16 protein-coding genes and 2 tRNA genes are annotated in these 19,312 nt (G+C 34.7%); 14 read left to right on the top strand and 4 right to left on the bottom strand.

Annotation, left to right across the window (positions count from 1 at the left end):
* The first annotated feature begins 1 nt into the window (after position 1).
* The 6 genes from NAAC61_RS05005 (at position 2) to NAAC61_RS04980 (ending at position 5,701) form a co-directional block, all read left to right on the top strand.
* The gene (locus NAAC61_RS05005; protein ID WP_012209249.1) at positions 2–1,186 is read left to right on the top strand and encodes a vWA domain-containing protein; all 1,185 of its coding nucleotides are present in this window, start codon (positions 2–4) and stop codon (positions 1,184–1,186) included.
* Between the two features lie 18 nt (positions 1,187–1,204).
* Positions 1,205–1,591 (top strand): YbaB/EbfC family nucleoid-associated protein, encoded by a 387-nt coding sequence (locus tag NAAC61_RS05000; RefSeq protein WP_012209248.1) that lies wholly within the window; start codon positions 1,205–1,207, stop codon positions 1,589–1,591.
* Between the two features lie 98 nt (positions 1,592–1,689).
* Positions 1,690–2,694: a type I glyceraldehyde-3-phosphate dehydrogenase gene (gap, locus tag NAAC61_RS04995; protein WP_012209247.1), complete on the top strand. Its 1,005-nt coding sequence runs from the start codon at positions 1,690–1,692 to the stop codon at positions 2,692–2,694.
* A gap of 69 nt (positions 2,695–2,763) precedes the next feature.
* Complete coding sequence (gene pgk / locus NAAC61_RS04990; RefSeq protein WP_202695408.1) at positions 2,764–3,969, top strand: phosphoglycerate kinase; 1,206 nt, start codon at positions 2,764–2,766, stop codon at positions 3,967–3,969.
* Positions 3,970–4,000: 31 nt separating this feature from the next.
* On the top strand, positions 4,001–4,732 hold the full coding sequence (gene tpiA / locus NAAC61_RS04985; RefSeq protein WP_202695407.1) for a triose-phosphate isomerase: 732 nt from the start codon (positions 4,001–4,003) through the stop codon (positions 4,730–4,732).
* 123 nt (positions 4,733–4,855) lie between these two features.
* Complete coding sequence (locus NAAC61_RS04980) at positions 4,856–5,701, top strand: GNAT family N-acetyltransferase (protein WP_103065435.1); 846 nt, start codon at positions 4,856–4,858, stop codon at positions 5,699–5,701.
* On the opposite strand, the gene NAAC61_RS04975 is transcribed toward NAAC61_RS04980, so the two are convergent.
* Positions 5,691–6,026 carry a hypothetical protein gene (locus NAAC61_RS04975; RefSeq protein ID WP_103065434.1) on the bottom strand — a complete coding sequence of 112 codons (336 nt, stop codon included), beginning with the start codon at positions 6,024–6,026 and terminating at the stop codon, positions 5,691–5,693. The genes NAAC61_RS04980 and NAAC61_RS04975 overlap by 11 nt on opposite strands.
* Positions 6,027–6,333: 307 nt before the next feature.
* Here NAAC61_RS04975 and NAAC61_RS04970 point away from each other — a divergent pair, with 307 nt between their 5' ends.
* From NAAC61_RS04970 to NAAC61_RS04945, 6 genes are all read left to right on the top strand, one after another.
* Entirely contained in the window at positions 6,334–8,010 is a 1,677-nt protein-coding gene (locus tag NAAC61_RS04970; RefSeq protein ID WP_158245207.1) for a peptidylprolyl isomerase, read from the top strand.
* A gap of 68 nt (positions 8,011–8,078) precedes the next feature.
* A complete protein-coding gene (locus NAAC61_RS04965) occupies positions 8,079–8,537 on the top strand; it encodes a QueT transporter family protein (RefSeq protein WP_103065432.1) in 459 nt (152 codons plus the stop codon).
* Between the two features lie 5 nt (positions 8,538–8,542).
* Positions 8,543–9,931, top strand: a complete 1,389-nt coding sequence (locus tag NAAC61_RS04960; protein ID WP_103065431.1) for a pyruvate carboxylase subunit B — start codon at positions 8,543–8,545, stop codon at positions 9,929–9,931.
* A gap of 182 nt (positions 9,932–10,113) precedes the next feature.
* Complete coding sequence (locus NAAC61_RS04955) at positions 10,114–11,316, top strand: sugar ABC transporter substrate-binding protein (protein ID WP_012209240.1); 1,203 nt, start codon at positions 10,114–10,116, stop codon at positions 11,314–11,316.
* A 116-nt stretch (positions 11,317–11,432) separates the two neighbouring features.
* Positions 11,433–13,187 (top strand): ABC transporter permease subunit, encoded by a 1,755-nt coding sequence (locus tag NAAC61_RS04950; RefSeq protein WP_012209239.1) that lies wholly within the window; start codon positions 11,433–11,435, stop codon positions 13,185–13,187.
* On the top strand, positions 13,187–15,799 hold the full coding sequence (locus NAAC61_RS04945; RefSeq protein WP_012209238.1) for a sugar ABC transporter permease: 2,613 nt from the start codon (positions 13,187–13,189) through the stop codon (positions 15,797–15,799). Before NAAC61_RS04950 ends, NAAC61_RS04945 begins: the two co-directional genes overlap by 1 nt.
* An 84-nt stretch (positions 15,800–15,883) precedes the next feature.
* Here NAAC61_RS04945 and NAAC61_RS04940 read toward each other — a convergent pair whose 3' ends face one another.
* The 3 genes from NAAC61_RS04940 to NAAC61_RS04930 form a co-directional block, all read right to left on the bottom strand.
* Positions 15,884–17,545, bottom strand: coding sequence for a nucleoside kinase (locus tag NAAC61_RS04940; RefSeq protein ID WP_103065427.1), 1,662 nt, complete (start codon positions 17,543–17,545; stop codon positions 15,884–15,886).
* A gap of 48 nt (positions 17,546–17,593) precedes the next feature.
* Positions 17,594–17,668: transfer RNA gene (locus tag NAAC61_RS04935), tRNA-Gly, on the bottom strand.
* Between the two features lie 10 nt (positions 17,669–17,678).
* A tRNA-Thr gene (locus NAAC61_RS04930) sits at positions 17,679–17,755 on the bottom strand.
* 264 nt (positions 17,756–18,019) lie between these two features.
* Between NAAC61_RS04930 and NAAC61_RS04925 the strand changes: the two genes are divergently transcribed.
* Together NAAC61_RS04925 and NAAC61_RS04920 are read left to right on the top strand one after the other, a co-directional pair.
* Positions 18,020–18,436 carry an OsmC family protein gene (locus NAAC61_RS04925; protein ID WP_012209236.1) on the top strand — a complete coding sequence of 139 codons (417 nt, stop codon included), beginning with the start codon at positions 18,020–18,022 and terminating at the stop codon, positions 18,434–18,436.
* Between the two features lie 32 nt (positions 18,437–18,468).
* Complete coding sequence (locus NAAC61_RS04920; RefSeq protein WP_012209234.1) at positions 18,469–19,278, top strand: Mrp/NBP35 family ATP-binding protein; 810 nt, start codon at positions 18,469–18,471, stop codon at positions 19,276–19,278.
* The last annotated feature ends 34 nt before the right edge of the window (positions 19,279–19,312 follow it).

The raw sequence follows: 19,312 nt of genomic DNA, 5'->3' as shown, positions 1-19,312 counted from the left end.
AATGGATGATATACTTCAAAAGGCTTGGATTGAACTGGAAAAAGAAAGCTTATTTTTTTCTTACTTGAGGATGAATTTTGATTCAATGCCAACCACTTCAGTAAGAACTATAAAGGTTTCAATAACAGCTCAAGGGAAATTTAGATTGTTGTATAATCCAAACCGTTTAAAAAATATTGGTTTAATATTAACCAAAGGAATTTTAAAACACGAAATTTACCATATAATTTTTGGACATATATTCATAAAACCTAAAAACAAAAGGGAAAGAGGTATTTGGGATTTAGCAATGGACGCAGCGGTAAACCAGTATATCAGAGAATTAGATGTATTTGCAGAACCTTTAGATGTAATGGTAGCCGAAGGACATGCCCCAGACAACGAATTCTTTTTTGTTACCGCTCCCATGAACCTCTTAAATAAAACGGCAGAAGAATACTATAGATACGCAATGGATTTGTTGGAAAAAAACAAGATGATCGATATAGAAGAGATATTAGAAAAAAGAGAGAACAATCTTGACTCACACGACTTTTCATCAGATATTCCAGAAGAAATGGCTTTTGATATCGTAAGTGAGTTTGTTACAAAAGCTTACGACAAAAGCAAAGACAATCTTCCCGATGGTATAGAATTAGCAGTTTCTCTTATGGTAACAAAACCTTTCTTTAACTGGGAAACAATGTTAAGAAGATTTTTTGGTAGTTCTATTATCGTTGAAAAATATAGGACCCTAATGAGACCAAATAGAAGATATGAGGATCAACCAGGTTGGAGATCAAAAATGGGACCAAATATTGCAATAATCATCGATACAAGTGGTTCAATTATAGAAGAAGAATACAATGCTTTTTTCAGTGAAATAGAAAATATTGCAAAATCTCTCGGTGGAAAAGTAACCCTAATTCAAGCAGACAGTCATATCCAAAATATTATGACCTATCACAAAGGGAGCTGGAAGGAACTAGTTTTAAAAGGTAAAGGGTCAACTGACATGCAACCCGCAGTTGATTACGTTGAGGAAAATTTAAGACCAGAAGGCATAATCATATTCACAGACGGTTGGGTTGAAGTACCAAATGTACAAAGGAGGATCCTCTTTATCTTGTCAAAAAAACACAACCCCGATTTTATAAATAATGTGATAGAATATTATGGAAAGAACAGTATTGCAATTATCAGCTAACCGTTAGGAGGAATATTTATGGCCAAAAAAATGAAAAGTTTAGGTGGAAGATCTCTTTCTAAAAAAACCGGCAGCAAAACCGATATGAACAAAATGCTTCAAGAAGCGCAAAGGGCACAAGTTGAAATGCAAGAAGAACTAGATAAGCTGGATGAAGAGTTATCCAACGTTGAAGTAGAAGCCACCGCAGGCGGGGGTGTAGTAAAGGTTGTGGCAACATGCGATATGAGAATAAAAGATATAGTTATATCTGAAGAAGTTGAAGATGAAGATATAGACACCTTAAAAGATCTTATAATAGCTGCTTCAAATGAGGCGATAGAAAAGGCTAGCAAACTTAAAGAGGAAAAAACTAACGAGATTTCACAAAAATTCTTAGGAACTCTGCCTAACTTTGGGGCTTAAAAAAATTAACTTTTTCTTTTCAAAAAAGCATAATTTCATGTGTACAATAAAAGTAAGAGAAAAAAATAACAAACAATTTAACAGGAGGTGTTTTATAAGTGGCAGTTAAAATAGGGATAAACGGTTTTGGGAGAATAGGTAGATTAGTTTTTAGGCAGTTAGTTGAAAACCCAAACTTTGAAGTAGTGGCGATAAACGATCTTACAGATTCAAAAACTTTAGGGACACTTTTAAAATACGATTCCGTTCATGGAAAATTCAAAGGAACGGTGGAGGTAATTGATAGCGGTTTAAAGGTCAACGGGAAAGAGATCAAGGTTTTGGCAGAAAAAGATCCCGCCAACCTCCCATGGGGTGAATTAGGTGTTTCAATAGTTATCGAATCTACAGGTGTATTTGTAAGTAAAGAAAAGGCTTCTGCACACCTAAAAGCTGGTGCTAAGAAAGTTATAATCACCGCTCCAGCAAAAGGTGAAGTAGATGCAACGGTAGTTATGGGAGTTAATGACGATGTAATCACTCCTCAGATGGAAGTTATTTCAAACGCATCTTGTACAACCAACTCAATTGCACCAGTTATTAAGGTACTAAACGACAAATTAAAAATTAAAAGAGGTTTGTTAACCACCGTTCATTCATTTACAAACGATCAAAGGGTTTTAGACTTACCTCATAAAGATTTGAGAAGAGCAAGAGCAGCATCTCTAAATATTATCCCAACGACAACCGGGGCTGCTAAAGCTGTTGGATTAGTAATTCCAGAACTAAAGGGTAAGTTAGATGGAATGGCTTTGAGAGTTCCCACTCCAGATGGATCTATTAGTGATTTAACTGTAGAAGTGGAAAAACCAACAACCGTTGAAGAAATAAACAAAATGATGAAAGATGCCGTAGAAAATGAATTAAAAGGTCTCTTTGAATATAGTGAAGAACCAATTGTTTCTTCTGATATTGTTGGTTCAACTGTTGCAGGAATATTCGATGCTACATTAACTAATGTAATTGATGGAACTTTTGTTAAAGTGTGTGCCTGGTACGACAACGAAAATGGATACTCATCAACCGTTGTCAAATTGACTGAAAAATTAGCTAAGATGCTGTAATTGCAATCAAAAAGAGGGGATTTAATCCCCTTTTTCTTTAAAAGAAATGTGAATATAGGGGGTGTCAATATGGAAAAATTAACTATAAAAGACGCAGATCTTAAAGGCAAAAAAGTCATAATGAGAGTTGATTTCAACGTTCCTATAAAAGATGGAAAAATAACCGATGAAACAAGAATCTTAGCCGCTCTTGACACAATTCAATACGCCTTAGACAAAGGAGCAAAAGTAATATTACTATCTCACTTAGGCCGTCCCAAAGGTGAAAAGGACCCTCAATTTTCTCTAAAACCCGTAGCCGATAGATTAGGTGAGCTATTAAATAATAAAGTTTATTTTGTAGATGAAACCAGAGGACCAAAAGTTGAAGAAGCTGTTTCAGAGTTAAAAGAAGGTGAAGTATTAGTTCTTGAAAATACAAGATTTGAAAAAGGTGAAACAAAAAACGATCCTGAACTGGCAAAATATTGGGCTTCTTTAGCTGATCTTCATGTTAATGATGCTTTTGGAACGGCTCATAGAGCACACGCTTCAAATGTTGGAATCGCGGACTATATACCAAGTGTTGCAGGATTTTTGATGGAAAAAGAGATCCAATTTTTACAAAAGGCCGTTGAAAACCCTGAAAAACCGTATGTAGTAATCCTGGGTGGTGCTAAAGTATCCGACAAAATAGGGGTAATAAATAATTTGTTAAATAAAGCTGATAAGATTTTAATCGGCGGAGCAATGATGTTTACTTTTTTAAAAGCTTTAGATAAAAAGGTTGGTTCTTCATTAGTAGAGGAAGATAAACTCGATGTTGCAAAAGAAATTCTAGAAAATGCTAAAGCAAAAGGCGTTGAGATTGTTTTACCTATTGATGCCGTTATCGCTCAAAAAATAGAAGCAGGTGTTGAAAAGAAAACCGTAAAAATAGAGGATGGAATTTCCGAAGGTTGGATGGGCTTAGATATAGGACTTGAAACCGTATCTTTATTTAAAGAGAAAATTTCTGATTCCAAAACGATCGTTTGGAACGGTCCTATGGGAGTTTTTGAAATAGATGATTTTGCTTTTGGTACCGAAGAAGTAGCAAAGGCAATTGCAGAAGTAACTAAAAAAGGTTGCATAAGTATTATAGGTGGAGGAGATTCTGCGGCTGCGGCAGAAAAATTCGGTTTGGCTAGCGAATTTTCACACGTTTCAACTGGTGGAGGAGCCTCTTTAGAGTTTTTAGAAGGTATAGAATTGCCAGGTATCTCTTCAATATCCGAAAAAAAAAAATCTGAATGAAAGAATATTCATTCTTGCTGGAAATTGGAAGATGAACAAGACAAACGCGGAAGCAGCTGAATTTGTCTCAAAACTAATAGGACAGATAAAAACTCAAGATAAGTTTGAAGTTATTGTTTGCCCGCCTTTCACAGCTCTTGAAAAGGTAAGGGATATCACAAGTACTTCTAGTATAAAAGTAGGTGCCCAAAATGTTTATTACGAGGATAAAGGTGCTTACACAGGCGAGATCTCAGTTAATATGTTGAAAGATATAGGAGTGGAATATGTTATTCTTGGTCATTCTGAAAGAAGGCACATCTTTCAAGAAAGCGATGAACTCATAAACAAAAAGCTCAAAAAGGTATTAGCATCAGGTTTAAAACCCATACTGTGTGTAGGTGAACAGCTGGAAGAGCGTGAAAAGGGTTTAACGTTCAACGTTGTAGAAAGACAGATTAAAGAAGCTCTTTATGGTTTAACAGAAGAAGAATCAAAAAAGATCATAATCGCCTACGAACCCGTATGGGCAATCGGAACAGGCAAAGTAGCAACACCCAACCAAGCTCAAGAAGTTCATAAGTTTATCAGAGACCTTTTGAAAGATATCTTCAATGAAGAATTCGCTAAAAAAACTACAATACTTTATGGTGGAAGCATAAAACCAAACAATTATTTGGGCCTTTTTGGTAAACCAGATATAGACGGCGGTTTAGTTGGAGGTGCCTCATTAACACAAGAATTTGTAGAGCTTGCCAATATTATGAAAGAAATCATAGAATAAGCCACCTTACAGGGTGGCTTTTTTTCATATTTTTCTTTTTTTATGTTAGAATTGTACATAGTAGAGATTTCGTAAAATTGGGACAATATGGTTTGATCTGTGAAAAGGAAGGAGGGGGGAACGATGATTACTTACGAATCACTAAAAAATGTTTCAACGAGCGTTGTTATCGAGCTCGTAAATGAAGTATTTAAAGACTATGTTTTCCCAGTCAATTGGAATTTAGAAAGTTTTGAAAAAGATGTGAAAGAAAACTCTATTTCCATAGAAGATTCTTTTATAGCTCTTTCTGACGGCATACCTGTAGGTTTTAGTATTATATCCATACGAAAAGATATTGGAAGAATCGACTCATTTGGAGTAAAAGAAGAATTTAGAGGAAAAGGGTTGGCTTCTGAAATCATCTTTCGAACAATTGAAACATTAAAATGGAAAGAGATAAAGAAAATAATCTTAGAAGTTGCCCAAAGTGATTTAAGGTCTATAAGATTTTATAATAAGCATGGTTTTAGGGCAACAAGGGAGCTGGCTTCTTTTTTTAAAGAAAAAGATAACTCATCAAATGCTCATTTCAAATACGAACAAACTACTTCAGATGTAATCCATGAAATGGCAATAGAAGCAAAATTTAGATTTAAGAGAAAACCAAATTGGCAAAGAGAACCTATAACCATAAAACTTAGTGAAAACAGATACAACTATGAAATCATCTCCGACAACAATAAGAAATGCGGCTATGTTGTGTGGGGATTCAACAAAGATAATTGTTACATAGTCGATGCCTCCCCTGTTGAAGAGGGTTACACCTTCGACGCAATAATTGAAGATATCTCATCTAAACTTTTTGAAATAAAAGATAGAATTGTTTTAGTCTCAGTTCCAGAAGATGATCCGTTGTACAAAGCTTTAATTGACAATAATTATTCTATATTTATAAAACAAATAGAAATGGAAAGAATCATTCATTGATTAATTTAGGCTCTATTTCAACAAATTCATCGATATTCAAATTGTCGTTTATAGATACGAAATAATAAGATTTATAACTTTCTTTTGTCTCTAATTTCACGTTATGTTTTTCTTTTCCAGCCTCAAGTGTAAAAATAAGCTCATTTCCATTTTTTATTAGATCGTGAGATAATAACTTTTCACTAGTAGATTTTAGAGCGTATAAGACAAAAAATAGATGTTTGTTTCCTCTTTTGTAGCTAATTTCAGTTTCTAAATGAGGCAGTTGATCATTAAATTTGTGGTATAAAGTTTTCATTATCAGTTTCTCTTTTAATGGAATCAATACAATCCCTCCCTCCTTTAGGTAGGTTAATTTACTCTTAACTAGAAAGTTATATAATTTTCATTCTATTATACCACATATAAAAGAATCAGCCAAATTTTCTAGCATAATTTTTAAGCTTCTTTTAATTATTAACAGTTATCATGAAAGTATTGCTATTCCTTTCCTTATTGGTGGGGAGCGGCGGAAGGGCAAAAAACTCCTTTTCCTTATGGGCGGGCTGCGGGGCGAAGGGGCGCTAAAACAGGCTTTAGAGTTTTTGAAGTCAGTATATCGTATAAAATTATCAAATCAGAGGAGGTCCAAGATGAAAAAACTTTTAGTAGTATTTGGTATTCTAGTAATTCTCTCTGTATCAATATTCTCAGAATCAGTGGCATATTTAACTTCACAGGATGGGGAACAAATTCACGAATCTTATTTTTTGGAATTGGATCAATTGATGGGGGAGTATCACAATACATTATTGAATATGTTGAGTCAAAACCCCCAATACGATCAGTATTTTAACAAACCATTAGATCTAATAAGTATAACTGATGTTTTAATGGAATACAAAGCCATGGAAAAGTTTTTAAACGATAATGGGATAACGTTGGATGCAACGAAAATTTCCCAAGAAACAGATCAGATGTACAGTCAATACATGGGAAATGAAAGCACAAAGCAAATTTTCTTAATGTTTTTTGAAAAAGAAGAATATTTTCGTGGTTTCGTTAGCAGCCTAGTGTATAGAAATGAGGTAATTAACGAATTAAGAAATTATTTTTCCAATTTCTCAGAAGTAGAACTATCAACCTATGTTTCGGATAACCTAGAAAATTTCAAAAACGAATTTGATACAGTTAAAATCAGTAGAATTGTAACAGTAGATGAAAGTACAGCCAATAACCTTAAATCTGAGATATTGCAAAATAATATCTCTTTCACTGACGCAGCTTCAAAAAACTCTGTAGACGCTCAAACAGCATCAGTTGGTGGATTGGTTGGATGGGTAAAACGTGGAGATATTTCTGAAAATATATTTGAAGCTTCACTCTCTTCAACTCCTGGAGAAATAATCGGTCCATTAAGTTCTCCGTTGGGATATGAAATAGTGAGAGTTGAAGACAAAAAGATATATGAAACAGCGGATGAGTTATTAGTAGACGAAGATATAAAAAGTCAATTGACTGCTAGTTATGTGGATTATCAGATCAACAATTGGTACGGGCCATACATATCTAACTACGATTTTGTAATTTCATACGAACCCTTGGATATAGCATACGATATTTATTATGCGCAATCTTTTGAAGACTTAGCAAATGTTGAAAAGAAGTACCGTGAAGCTATATTAAACGATAATGAGTTACCTGAAGAATGGTATGTCTCTTATATTTTCACTGTGGAAAATCTACTTCCTATGAAAATTTCTCAAAAAAATGATTTTGAAAGCTATTTGAATATAGCTCAATCCTATCCAGAATTTCTAGGATATAGCAACGATGAAATAAATAATCAAATTGAATATTATACCCAAATCAAAGACACCGCCGAGTCGACAGATCTCCGTAACGAAGCCTCCCAAAAAGAATTTGCTTTAAGGGAAATTGCATATTTACAAGGTACCTATGGAGTCTTCACAGAGCCAGAAATTCAGAGCAAATACAATGAATTAACAAACGATGTAGAACAAATGAATGTAGCCTTGGAAAATTCTCTCGTGGCATTAAGAGAAGTGAATCCAGATTCCATAGAGATTATAGGAAGATTATATCAAGTAAAACCTGACGATCCTAATGTAGCTTTTGACTATTATGCAACTGTTTACTCCTACATTTTAGAGTATTATAATTCAACAGGTGACATTGAATCTGTAAGACAAGATTTGGAAACAATAAAAGGTACCTTAGATTCATTAAATACAGAAAGCCTTGATGAAGAAAGATCTAATCAAAGGCAGCAAATACTCGAGAATATAGATCTACTTTTAAATCAATAAAAACTTTAATTTAAAAATAATCTGGTAGAGTTGAAATACTTTACCAGATTTTTCATTTTGGAGGAGATATGAGTTCAATAAGGATCGTTAGAGCCTCTTTAATAGCGGCATTATATGTTGTTCTTTGTATTATATTTCAACCTATCAGTTTCGGCCCTATACAGGTTAGAATTGCTGAGGCTTTTGTGGTTCTGACTTATCTTGATCCTGCATTTATTCCAGGAATCTACGTAGGTGCACTGTTAGCAAATATAATAGGTGGTTTGGGTGCTTGGGATATCTGGTTTGGAAGTTTATTGACCTTGATAGCAGGAATTATAACTTGGAAGATGCCAAATGAGTATTTAGCTCCTCTTCCTCCCGTATTAATTAACGCCTTTGGGGTGTCTGCTTATGTCGCCCCATTGTATGGAGTACCGTATTTCTTTTCTGTACTTTGGATAGGAGTCGGAGAAGCTGTTGCAACGTATATTATAGGGCTTCCAATTTTAAAGATTTTTAAAAGAAATTTTTACAAAAGGAGTTGAATAAGATGAATAAAAAACCATATATAGTTGATACAACTTTAAGAGACGGGCAACAATCTTTAATAGCAACGAGATTAAAAATGGATGATTTTGAAGGTCAATTGACAGACTTCGATCAAGTTGGCTATTATTCTATGGAAGTATGGGGTGGGGCTACTTACGATTCATGCATAAGATACCTCAACGAAGATCCATGGCAAAGGCTAAAAACCATAAGAGCGAAATTAAAAAATACCAAAATCCAAATGCTTCTAAGAGGGCAAAATTTAGTTGGATACAGAAATTATGCCGATGACGTGGTAGAATTATTCGTTAACAAAGTAGCTGACTACAGCATGGATATCATAAGGGTTTTCGATGCTTTAAACGATATTCGTAACTTGGAAAAGTCTATAGAGGTTGCAAAAAAAAGAAATATTCATGTTCAAGGAGCTATATGTTACACCGTTAGTCCCGTTCACAATCTGCAGTACTATTTAAATTATACAAAAGAATTAGTGGAAAGAGGCGTCGATTCAATTGTTATAAAAGATATGGCGGGATTGTTAAAACCAAAAGATGCCTATGATTTGGTAAAAGAAATCAAGAAGAAATTCAACATCCTTGTTGATATTCATTCTCACGCAACCACTGGTCTTGCTTCTATGGCTTATTTCGCTGGAGTAGAAGCTGGAGCAGACATTCTGGATTTAGCGTTGAGCCCTTTTGCTAACGGTACCTCAGAACCAGCGGTCGAACCTTTTGTCTACACCTACGACTTAGATCTAGATACAAAAACAATAATGAAATTGGTTGAATATTTTTGGAAGGTAAGGTCGAAATACAGTGAGTACGATGTCAAGATGGAATCAATAGATGCCAGAATATTAAATGCTCAAATCCCTGGAGGTATGCTTTCTAATTTAGTTTCTCAACTAAAGTCACAAAAGGCTGAAGATAAATTAAGCGATGTTCTACAAGAAGTACCTAAGGTTCGAAAAGATTTAGGATATCCCCCTTTGGTAACCCCCACTAGTCAGATCGTAGGAGTTCAAGCTGTTTTAAACGTATTAACTGGTAAAAGATATTCAATGATAACTAACGAAGTAAAAAATTATTTGAAAGGTCTGTATGGAAAACCACCTGCCCCAGTAGACGAAGAATTATACAAATTAGCATTAGGCAATGAGAAACCCATAGACTATAGACCAGCAGATGATTTAGAACCTGAGCTAGAAAAAGCGAAAAAGGAAATAGGCATATTGGCTCAGAATGATGAAGATTTATTGACCTACGTTTTATTCAAAGAAGTTGGTAAAAAATTCTTGAAAAATAATTACGTTCGTTCACTTAACATTGACCTAAACCTGGCAGAAAGCTTTCAGAATGAAGATACAGCAATTTATCCTATTTAAATTTTTGAGAAAAATATCGAAAAACTGAGATTTTTGCTCTTAATCGGAAATAATTCTTGATAATCACCTTTAACCGGATTTAATCGCCAATAATCCCGATTTGAAATTGTATCCTTTTTTGTTATAATTAGTTTAGTAAAAACGTTTCCATAAGGAAAAAACACTCAAAAGGGGGTATTAAGATGAAAAAAGGCTTAATTTTAACTTTGGTAATGTTAGTAGGAGCACTTTCACTTTTTTCACAAACTTTAACCGTGTGGTCTTCTGAATTGCAAGTTGACTTTATGAGAAGAATCGGCCAGCAGTTTACCAGAGATACTGGTATCAACGTCGAAGTTCAAATGGTTAATTTCGGTGATATCAAGTCAAAATTTCTAACTTCAGCACAGGCGGGGGAAGGTCCTGATATAATAGTAGGAGCTAATGATTGGGTTGGAGAATTAGCATTAAATGGCCTGCTTGAACCTATTCCACAATCTGCTATCGAACTTAACAAGTTTGCTCCATCAGGAATTCAAGCATTCACATATGAAGGTAGGCTCTATGGATTGCCTTACGCCATTGAAGCAGTTGGATTATTATACAACAGGGATTATGTGAGTGATGATGAAGTTCCAACAAATATAAACGAATTAATGGCTTTGGCAAAAGAATTAACAACAGATGAAACGGTTGGATTCGCTGTTGTTCCTAACGATTTTTATCAAACTTATGGTTTCTTTAGCGGATATGGTGCTTATGTCTTTGATTATGATTCTAGGACTGGTTACGATATATCTGATATAGGATTGAACAATGAAGGAGCTATAAAAGCCGGATATCGTTTGAAGAGTTTCTTCGACGAAGGTATAATGCCTCAAGGTATGGGTTACACTATTATGGATTCCATGTTTACAGACGGGTTAATTGCCATGATGATAAATGGTCCATGGTCCGTAAAAAGATATATAGATGCGGGTATAGACTTTGGAGTAGTGCCATTAACAAGCATAGAAGTTGAACCAGGTAAACAAATGAGACCTTTTGTGGGTTCACAAGGATTGATGATCAATTCTAGATCACAAAACAAGGCGTTTGCTATGGAATTTGTGATCAATTACTTAGCAACAGCTGAAGGAATATATCAATTCTATATCGCTGATCCGAGAGGTCCTTCAAGATTGGATGTAGCCCAAATAGTAGACGAACAAGGTGGTCCAGTTCCAGCAGAAATGGTTGCAGCATTCACAGAAAGCGCATCAGGTGGAGAACCAATGCCTAATATACCAGCAATGCAATCTGTATGGCAACCTATGAGTGATGCTCTAAACAACATTATAAACGGAACACAAACACCGGAAGATGCTCTTAACGATGCCGTATCAAAGATAAAAGCAGCTTTGTAATTTATAACCTTTGATTGATCTTCTAAGATTAAAAGATAACAAGATTAACCGACAAGAAGGGGAGGGTAACTCCCTCTCCTTTTTTTTAAAGCTAAAATTTTTGGGAGGGGCAGCTCTTGAATAAGTTCACTACTTTTTTAATATGGATATTCATTGGAGTGATGAATGCACTCCTTGTATGGGCGATACTTCTTTTATTCATATTTGCCAACTATGGATTAGGCATAGTAATAAGTATTTTTCTCGTTTTTATGGATTGGGCGATTTTTTCCAAAAAAGCTTATCCGTATCGATATACGTTGCCTGCTTTGTTTTTTCTCTTCATTTTAACCATATATCCCATTTATTACACGATTGATACCTCATTCACTAATTATGGAACGGGACATTTATTCACTAGAACTAACGCTATAGATACTCTTCTTACAGATCCGGTGTATTACTTTGAGCCAGAAAATCCAAAAACTTATGATTTCAAAGTATTCGTCAGATACGATGAAGAATACAAACCAACTGAAGATTTTTTATTACTTTTATACGACGAAAAAAATATGTATTTATCAGAAAAACCAGTAATTTTAGAGTACGATTCTAGAAGTAATCTAATATATGCAGAATCAGAATTGTTTCCTATTGAAAGAGACCAAATAACTGTAAACAATGCCACTTACAAAATAATGCGCCCCACGGAAAGTTTAGGAACCAATGGTAGCGATTCAATAATAGCCATTGAAAAAGATGGAGAAGTCAGATACACGTATTTTTATTCGCCCGTTGATCCTCTTACCTCTACAAATTCAGCGTTTTACAACTCTGTATTGAGACAGAATTATTTAAAGTCTTTAAATTTGGTGTTTCAAGATCAAAACTTCCGCCTCTCAAGTTCCACGATATTCCGAAAATTCTCTGAAGTCTACAGGGTTTACGATACATCGGTTAAGGTTATAGTCGACGGAGAAAGAGAGATCTACAAAACAGTTGTAATGAACACTCTTACCAACAAAGAATTAGTTGAAAGGGACTCTGCCTTTTGGGATTACAATGAGAATGGAGAATTGTACAGATTAATAGGTTATAAAGACTATATAGGTGGAGAAAACTTTGCAAAAATAATAAGTGATCCTAGAATCTCCGGACCATTCTTTAAAATTCTTAGTTGGAATTTTGCCTATGCAGCTTTAAGTGTTCTTTTTACTTTTGTAGTTGGCCTCATTTTTGCGCTAGTCCTAAACGATGTAAATCTCAAAGGGAAAGTAGTGTACCGAACTTTACTAATAATACCGTGGGCGATACCTGCTTTTATTTCTGTTTTGGTTTGGAGAAATGGATTCTTCAACGAAACATACGGGATAATCAACAAATTCATACTTGGGAACTTAGGGTTAAACCCTATAAAATGGCTGAATGATCCATTTTGGGCAAAAGTGGCAATATTGATAACTAATACTTGGCTCGGATTTCCTTACATGATGACTATAACCCTCGGTTCTTTACAAAGTATTCCAGGCGAACTATACGAAGCAGCCGTCATAGATGGTGCAAACAGATGGAAACAGTTTAGACAGATAACGTTACCACTTTTGATGGTCGCAGTTGCGCCATTACTCGTTATGAGTTTTGCATTCAATTTTAACAATTTTACATTAATATATCTACTTACAAGTGGGGGACCCGCAATGGCAGGTACGAACACACCGGCAGGTTCAACAGACATTTTGATATCATATGTATATAAATTAGCCTTTGAAGGATCACTAGGCCAGGACTTTGGATTTGCTTCCGCTATTTCGATGATCATATTTGCAATAATTGCTGTGTTTACCTACTTTAACTTTAGATTCTCAGGCTCGTTCGAAGAGGTGAGTAGATAATGGCTGTGATCGAAAAGAAAAATTACACTTTAAGGCATATAATATTGATCATCTGTGTTGTTGTAATACTCTTTCCTCTTGTATGGTTAATCTCTACATCGATAAGAAGAGATAATGCCGCATTTTCACCAAAATTGTTTTCGAACAGATTAACTATGAATAATTATAAAGATTTAATCCTTCAAACTCCAAATGTACCTGAAATAATAAACGAACTGAACTCTCTTAGCTCGTACATTGGGGAATACAGCGGGATATCTTTAACAGAAGCACAAAAAGAATCAATGAAATTTATAACCAGTTTGGAAGAATACTTTACCGAAACTCAAAATAACTTCGAAGATTTAGAAAGCTCGTATGATGATATATTTACACTTTACGAAACACAGTATAAAGACCCGTTTTACAAAGATATAAACAAAATAAGAATTGAAGATTATCAAACCTTCGAAGAAGAGTTAACTGCAATACTTAATCTCTCCGAAAGTATGGGTATAAACGTTGATATCATGCCATTGCAAACATTGATAAGTGATTATTTTACTCAAAGAAAAGAAATAATGACCAGCTTTGAAAATAGCTCTTTAAATAAAGATAGTGAATACTATATAGAAACGATGAATACAATACTGCAAATCCCGCTGAAAACATCTACTTGGAGGGTAAGAACTTATAGGAGATGGATAAAAGAAGAACCCGAAGCTGAAATATTCGGAAACAACATTTTATCTTTGGCAGAAAGATGGGAGAAAATTGAAACAGAAATAGAACGGATACAAGAAGATATTCAAAAACAGGCTAATGAATTATACGGTCAGTCTGTAACTCAAATATCTCAATTAGAAGCAGATTTAAACAATATAAATTCACAAATATCACAAATCACTTCACAACAAGTGCTTTTGGAAAGACAAAACAGTGATATATTCAACAGTTTATCCGCACTTTTTGATATATTCATAGTCGAAAAAGAGCGATTGCATGCTTCTTACAACATACTTGAGGGACAAGACTTATCGAATGTAGAAGGAAAGTCACCATTATTTGGTGAAGATAAATCTTTTTACGATAACGTTCAAAAATTTTCTCAGATCATTCCTCCTGCTTACGAGAATTTGAATTCTATAGACATATTCATCGAAAACGGTTTTGTTGAAACACTTGAACTTTTCAATGAAGTCTATCAATTTTTAAACGAAAACTTCACAAAAATATACGCCATAAAAGATTCGAAAACAATTTTGCCAGGTTATCAAGCGGCAAAAAGTTCAACTTTAAAACTTTCTGGAAGCATTAACGAATTACTTCCACTAACATCACAATACAGTTCAAATACTCGTCAATTAGCCCAATACAGTGCTCAACTAAATAATTTAAGAGAACAAAAGAACGAAATTCAAACCGCGCTTAGCCTGATCAAACAAGAAAATGACGAAATTTTAAGTAACTTAGAAAAAACACAAAACATTCCTTTTTTGTTAGTTTATATGGAAAGCTCCAATCAAGAAATAACTAACAACTTTGAGTCAACTAATTATGCATCTTTCATAAGTTCAAAATATTATCCGTATTTTTCCCCTGATCGAAACAGATATATACTAATGAATTGGTATAAAAATTTGTTAGAGTCAAAACAAAGATTCGACCAGGGAAGAGAAAATTTAACTGCTATCCAAAATCAAATGGAAGAAAATATTAATATATTCAAAACAAACCTCAACGAATATCTTACTTTGAATCAAGGCGGTAACGTTACTATTATTGAACCACTTTCTGAGATTCAAACACTTTATAACACACAATACGGAAAAGCTTCGGCTGATATAGCTCGTGCCTCAAGGATAGTTAGTGATCTTGCAAATTACACTGATTACTCCGAATTAAAGTCCAAACTTAGGAATATTGATAAAAATCTTTATTTATTGCAGCAAGATTGGTCAGCAAAAATAAGAAAACCGTTTACTAGATGGCTACTAAATTCCATAATGGTAGCTGGTATAACATCAGTATTAACTGTTTTAATAACCTCCATTGCAGCCTACCCTTTTTCAAGGATGAGGTTTGTGGGAAGAAAGCAGGGGTTATTTTTCTTGATGATTATTCAGATGTTCCCAGCCGTAATGTTTATGATAGCAATTTATGGCATATTGAAATTTATGGGTGATAACTTTGGGGTATTTGGTTTGGATTCTTTAGATGGATTGATCTTTGCCTACATGGGAGGAATTGCTTACAACATGTGGCTGTTCAAAGGTTACTATGACACTATCCCGGACTCTTTGGAAGAATCTGCAATGATTGACGGTGCTACGAGGTTCCAAACCTTTTGGAGGATCGTATTGCCTCTATCTCTACCCATAATTGCTGTTGTTATGATACTTACCTTCATGAACATATTCAACGAGTTTGTTATGGCAAGGATAATATTACAAAGCGAATCAAATTATACCTATGCTGTTGGATTGCAAACTTTCTCCTCGGGACCTTACGAAACAGAGTGGGGATTGTTCACCGCAGCCTCACTATTGGGTGCTATCCCAATGATAATTCTATTTTTGTCTCTCCAAAGATGGATAATCGGAGGATTAACTCAAGGCTCTGTAAAAGGTTAATCATTATCAAAAAAGGAGACATGCAAATCACATGTCTCCTTTTTTTTAACAAATTACTGGGGCTGCCCGCCCACCTTTTTTAAATCAATATCTAAAAGCACTTTTGCCTATGAATTCTCTTATTATTGAAGTTTTGGGTATTTCTTCGAGTTCTGTGATTGGAAGAAAGTAATCCAAAAATCTCAGTAACCTTTTAGCTTCTGTATATTCAGGATGAAAGTTATCAATGCTTAGCAATAAAGGTTCTGCAAATAATTTCAAAACAGACAGCTCGTAAACTAGGTGAGAATTGAACATAATGTCTGCTTCGTCCTGAAAAGGAAATATGTTTTTATGTTCGCCTTTCACAACCGAAGGCCAAATTTTTAATGTATCTTCGGCGGAATAACCTCTAAAGTAATAATCCCTCACTAACCTTCTTATAAGTCTAGTATCCGTTGTAGGAATTCTATCCATACTGTCTAAGTTCATTTGAGTTAAAGAACTCACATAGATTTTGAATTTTTGGTCTTTTGAAATAGAAGCGGTTAAAAGCTCGTTCAAACCATGTATTCCTTCTATAATAATAGGTTGATTTTCTTTTATTTTCAAGGGTTCATCTCGCCAAAATCTTTTACCAGTTTTGAAGTCGAATTTTGGGAGGGTAACTTCTTTCCCGTTTATCAGATCAACCATTGTGTCATTAAACAATTCTAAATCTAACGCATTTATGCTTTCAAAGTCGTAATTACCATTTTCATCCCGCGGGGTCTTCTCTCTTTCCAAGAAAAAGTCATCCAACGATATTGAAATAGGCCTTAATCCATGCACTTTAAGATGTAAAGCAATTCTTTTGGCACTTGTAGTTTTCCCTGAAGAAGAAGGTCCAGCTATCGTTATCAGTCTTACACTTTTTCTATTCACTATTTCATCAGCTATCTGTGCATATTTTTTTTCGTGTAAAACTTCTGCTACTCTAATTATATCTCTTACTTTTTCGGCACCTTGAGAGATTATGGAGTTTAATTCTCCTACAGTTGTTATTTCCATAATGTCCAACCAGTTTTTGTATTCTTCGAAAGTTGCAAATAATTTTGGTGAATAACTATAATCTGGAACAAAGTTGTGAAAACTATTTGTGGGGTGAATTATAACGAAACCCTTTTCTACCTTTTTCAATTTGAACTTATTGACATATCCAGTTGAATAAGGAAGATATCCGTAAAAATAGTTAAAATATTTATCAGCATAATATATATTAACGGTACTTTTCTTTCGGTATTTGAAAAGTAAGGCTTTATCTTCTTCTCCTATATCCGTAAACATTTTTATAGCATCGAATTTATCAATGGTTTTCTTTTCAAATACTATGTCTTTTTCAATGATTTCTCTCATCTTGTTTTCTAGTAGCAATAAATAATCTTCCGAAGGTTCTCCAGATTTAAATTCGCAATACATGGCATCGTTGAGAGTGTTATTTACATAGAACTTATCTTCTGGATTGATTTCTTTTAGGGCAATATACAAAACAAAGAAAAGCCCTCGCCTATAAATACGCACTCCATCGGGTGTTGTAATGTCGCAAAATTGTATACTTCCACTTTTAGGAACTTTGCTGAACAATTCCTTAATGTCGTTGTTGAATTTTACGTATAAAACCATTTTTCCAGAAGATTTCTCGAATTTTTTAGCTATATCAATGAATTTGGTGTTTTCATCTGCGTAGTATACTTGTCCAGATTCAACATCTGTCAGTTGAAAACTCATTTTAACTTTCTCCTTTCAGATAGTAAAACCCGGGTTTAACCCGGGTTTTGGAGCGGATAATGGGATTCGAACCCACGACCCCTTGCTTGGCAAGCAAGTGCTCTACCGCTGAGCTATATCCGCACTGATTTTCTGGAGCAGGTGATGGGGCTCGAACCCATGACCTCCGCCTTACCAAGGCGGCGCTCTACCGACTGAAGCTACACCTGCATTGTCAAGATAAATTATACTATATTTATATTCTTTCGTCAAGTCAATATGCTTTACTATCAAATTAGCTAAAATAAATAGGTAGCTGAAAAAATCTAAAAATTTTAAGACATTACATCTCAAAATTAAAACCTATAGAAACTTAATTTCAACTTATTAATCACTTTTTCATGATATAATTTGATACAAGAAAGATTTAAATTTAGTATTTAGGTGGGCAGCGGGGCGAAGGAGAGTTATAAAACTATAATGGAGGTTTTAACGATGACAGAATTTTTATTGCAAAACACACACGGTAGTCACTTTTACATGAAAACACCTTCTGGTCATGATATTCATGTAGACGCAGATCCAGAGAACCTTGGTTATGACTCGGCTGCAAGGCCCATGGAGTACTTAATCGCTGGTTTAGGCGGATGTACGGGAATAGATGTAGTAACGATTTTGGACAAAATGAAAGTAAAGTACGATGCCTTGAACTTGAGAATATTAGCAGAAAGAAGTGAGGAGCATCCCAAAAAATACACGAAGATTCATATAATTTACGAATTCAAGGGAAAAGATCTACCCATGGATAGATTACAAAGAGCTGCTCAACTTTCACAAGAGAAATATTGTGGAGCAACCGCCACATTTAGAGGTTCCACAGAGATGACCTATGAAGTAAAGATTATTGAGTAAATATAAGAACAATAATCGATAGGAGGAGTAAAATGGCTGACCTAAAGGAAAGGAAAGATAAGGCTTCTAAAAAACTCGAAAATATTGATAACGTTATTATGGTTATGAGCGGTAAAGGAGGAGTTGGAAAAACCACTGTTGCGGTGAATTTAGCGGTTGCTCTGGCTCTAGAGGGTCGAAAAGTAGGGCTTTTGGATATTGATTTACATGGTCCTGATGTAGTAAGAATGTTGGGGGGGAGAGAAGCCAAAGTTTCTGCTGTTGGAGGAGAAATACTACCCCCTGAAGTACACGGAATAAAAGTTATTTCTATTTCCCAATTTTTAGATAGCGACAATGAGGCTATTATCTGGAGAGGTCCTTTAAAAACAGGTGCTATAATGCAATTTATTGGTGATGTTGCTTGGGGTAAATTAGACTATCTAATTATCGATGCACCTCCAGGTACGGGAGATGAACCTTTAACAGTTTTCCAAAACGTGGAAAAGATAAAGGGTTCTTTGATCGTTACTTCACCTTCTGTCGTTTCGCAAGACGACGTAGAAAGAGCTATTAATTTTGTGAAAAAAATGGATAAGCAAATTATCGGTATAGTTGAAAATATGTCTTATTTTATCTGCCCAAATTGTAAAACTAAACACTACATTTTTGGTGAAAACGGCGGAAAATCTTTAGCAGAAAAATACAATTTAGAATTACTTGCACAAATTCCTTTGGATTCAACCGTCAGAGAAAACATGGATGCAGGTAAACCCGTTGCTTATTTCGGAACTCCAGAAGTAACAAATGTCTACGTTAACTTGGCAAAAAGGGTAATAGAAAAAGTAGAAACAATTAGTTAATAAGGTATAGGATTACTATCTGAAGTCAGAAAAC

It is taken from the genome of Petrotoga sp. 8T1HF07.NaAc.6.1 (assembly GCF_016772115.1).
GTDB lineage: Bacteria > Thermotogota > Thermotogae > Petrotogales > Petrotogaceae > Petrotoga > Petrotoga mobilis.
The sequence above is the reverse complement of the archived record's forward strand: the minus strand, read 5'-3'. Positions and strand labels throughout refer to the sequence as shown.

What these genes read in the sequence shown, in the direction of transcription:
- NAAC61_RS05005 (WP_012209249.1), top strand. Translation starts at nt 2, where the DNA reads ATGGATGATATACTTCAAAAGGCTTGGATTGAACTGGAAAAAGAAAGC.
- NAAC61_RS05000 (WP_012209248.1), top strand. Translation starts at nt 1,205, where the DNA reads ATGGCCAAAAAAATGAAAAGTTTAGGTGGAAGATCTCTTTCTAAAAAA.
- pgk (WP_202695408.1), top strand. Translation starts at nt 2,764, where the DNA reads ATGGAAAAATTAACTATAAAAGACGCAGATCTTAAAGGCAAAAAAGTC.
- tpiA (WP_202695407.1), top strand. Translation starts at nt 4,001, where the DNA reads ATGAACAAGACAAACGCGGAAGCAGCTGAATTTGTCTCAAAACTAATA.
- NAAC61_RS04980 (WP_103065435.1), top strand. Translation starts at nt 4,856, where the DNA reads ATGATTACTTACGAATCACTAAAAAATGTTTCAACGAGCGTTGTTATC.
- NAAC61_RS04970 (WP_158245207.1), top strand. Translation starts at nt 6,334, where the DNA reads ATGAAAAAACTTTTAGTAGTATTTGGTATTCTAGTAATTCTCTCTGTA.
- NAAC61_RS04965 (WP_103065432.1), top strand. Translation starts at nt 8,079, where the DNA reads ATGAGTTCAATAAGGATCGTTAGAGCCTCTTTAATAGCGGCATTATAT.
- NAAC61_RS04960 (WP_103065431.1), top strand. Translation starts at nt 8,543, where the DNA reads ATGAATAAAAAACCATATATAGTTGATACAACTTTAAGAGACGGGCAA.
- NAAC61_RS04955 (WP_012209240.1), top strand. Translation starts at nt 10,114, where the DNA reads ATGAAAAAAGGCTTAATTTTAACTTTGGTAATGTTAGTAGGAGCACTT.
- NAAC61_RS04945 (WP_012209238.1), top strand. Translation starts at nt 13,187, where the DNA reads ATGGCTGTGATCGAAAAGAAAAATTACACTTTAAGGCATATAATATTG.
- NAAC61_RS04940 (WP_103065427.1), bottom strand. Translation starts at nt 17,545, where the DNA reads ATGAGTTTTCAACTGACAGATGTTGAATCTGGACAAGTATACTACGCA.
- NAAC61_RS04925 (WP_012209236.1), top strand. Translation starts at nt 18,020, where the DNA reads ATGACAGAATTTTTATTGCAAAACACACACGGTAGTCACTTTTACATG.
- NAAC61_RS04920 (WP_012209234.1), top strand. Translation starts at nt 18,469, where the DNA reads ATGGCTGACCTAAAGGAAAGGAAAGATAAGGCTTCTAAAAAACTCGAA.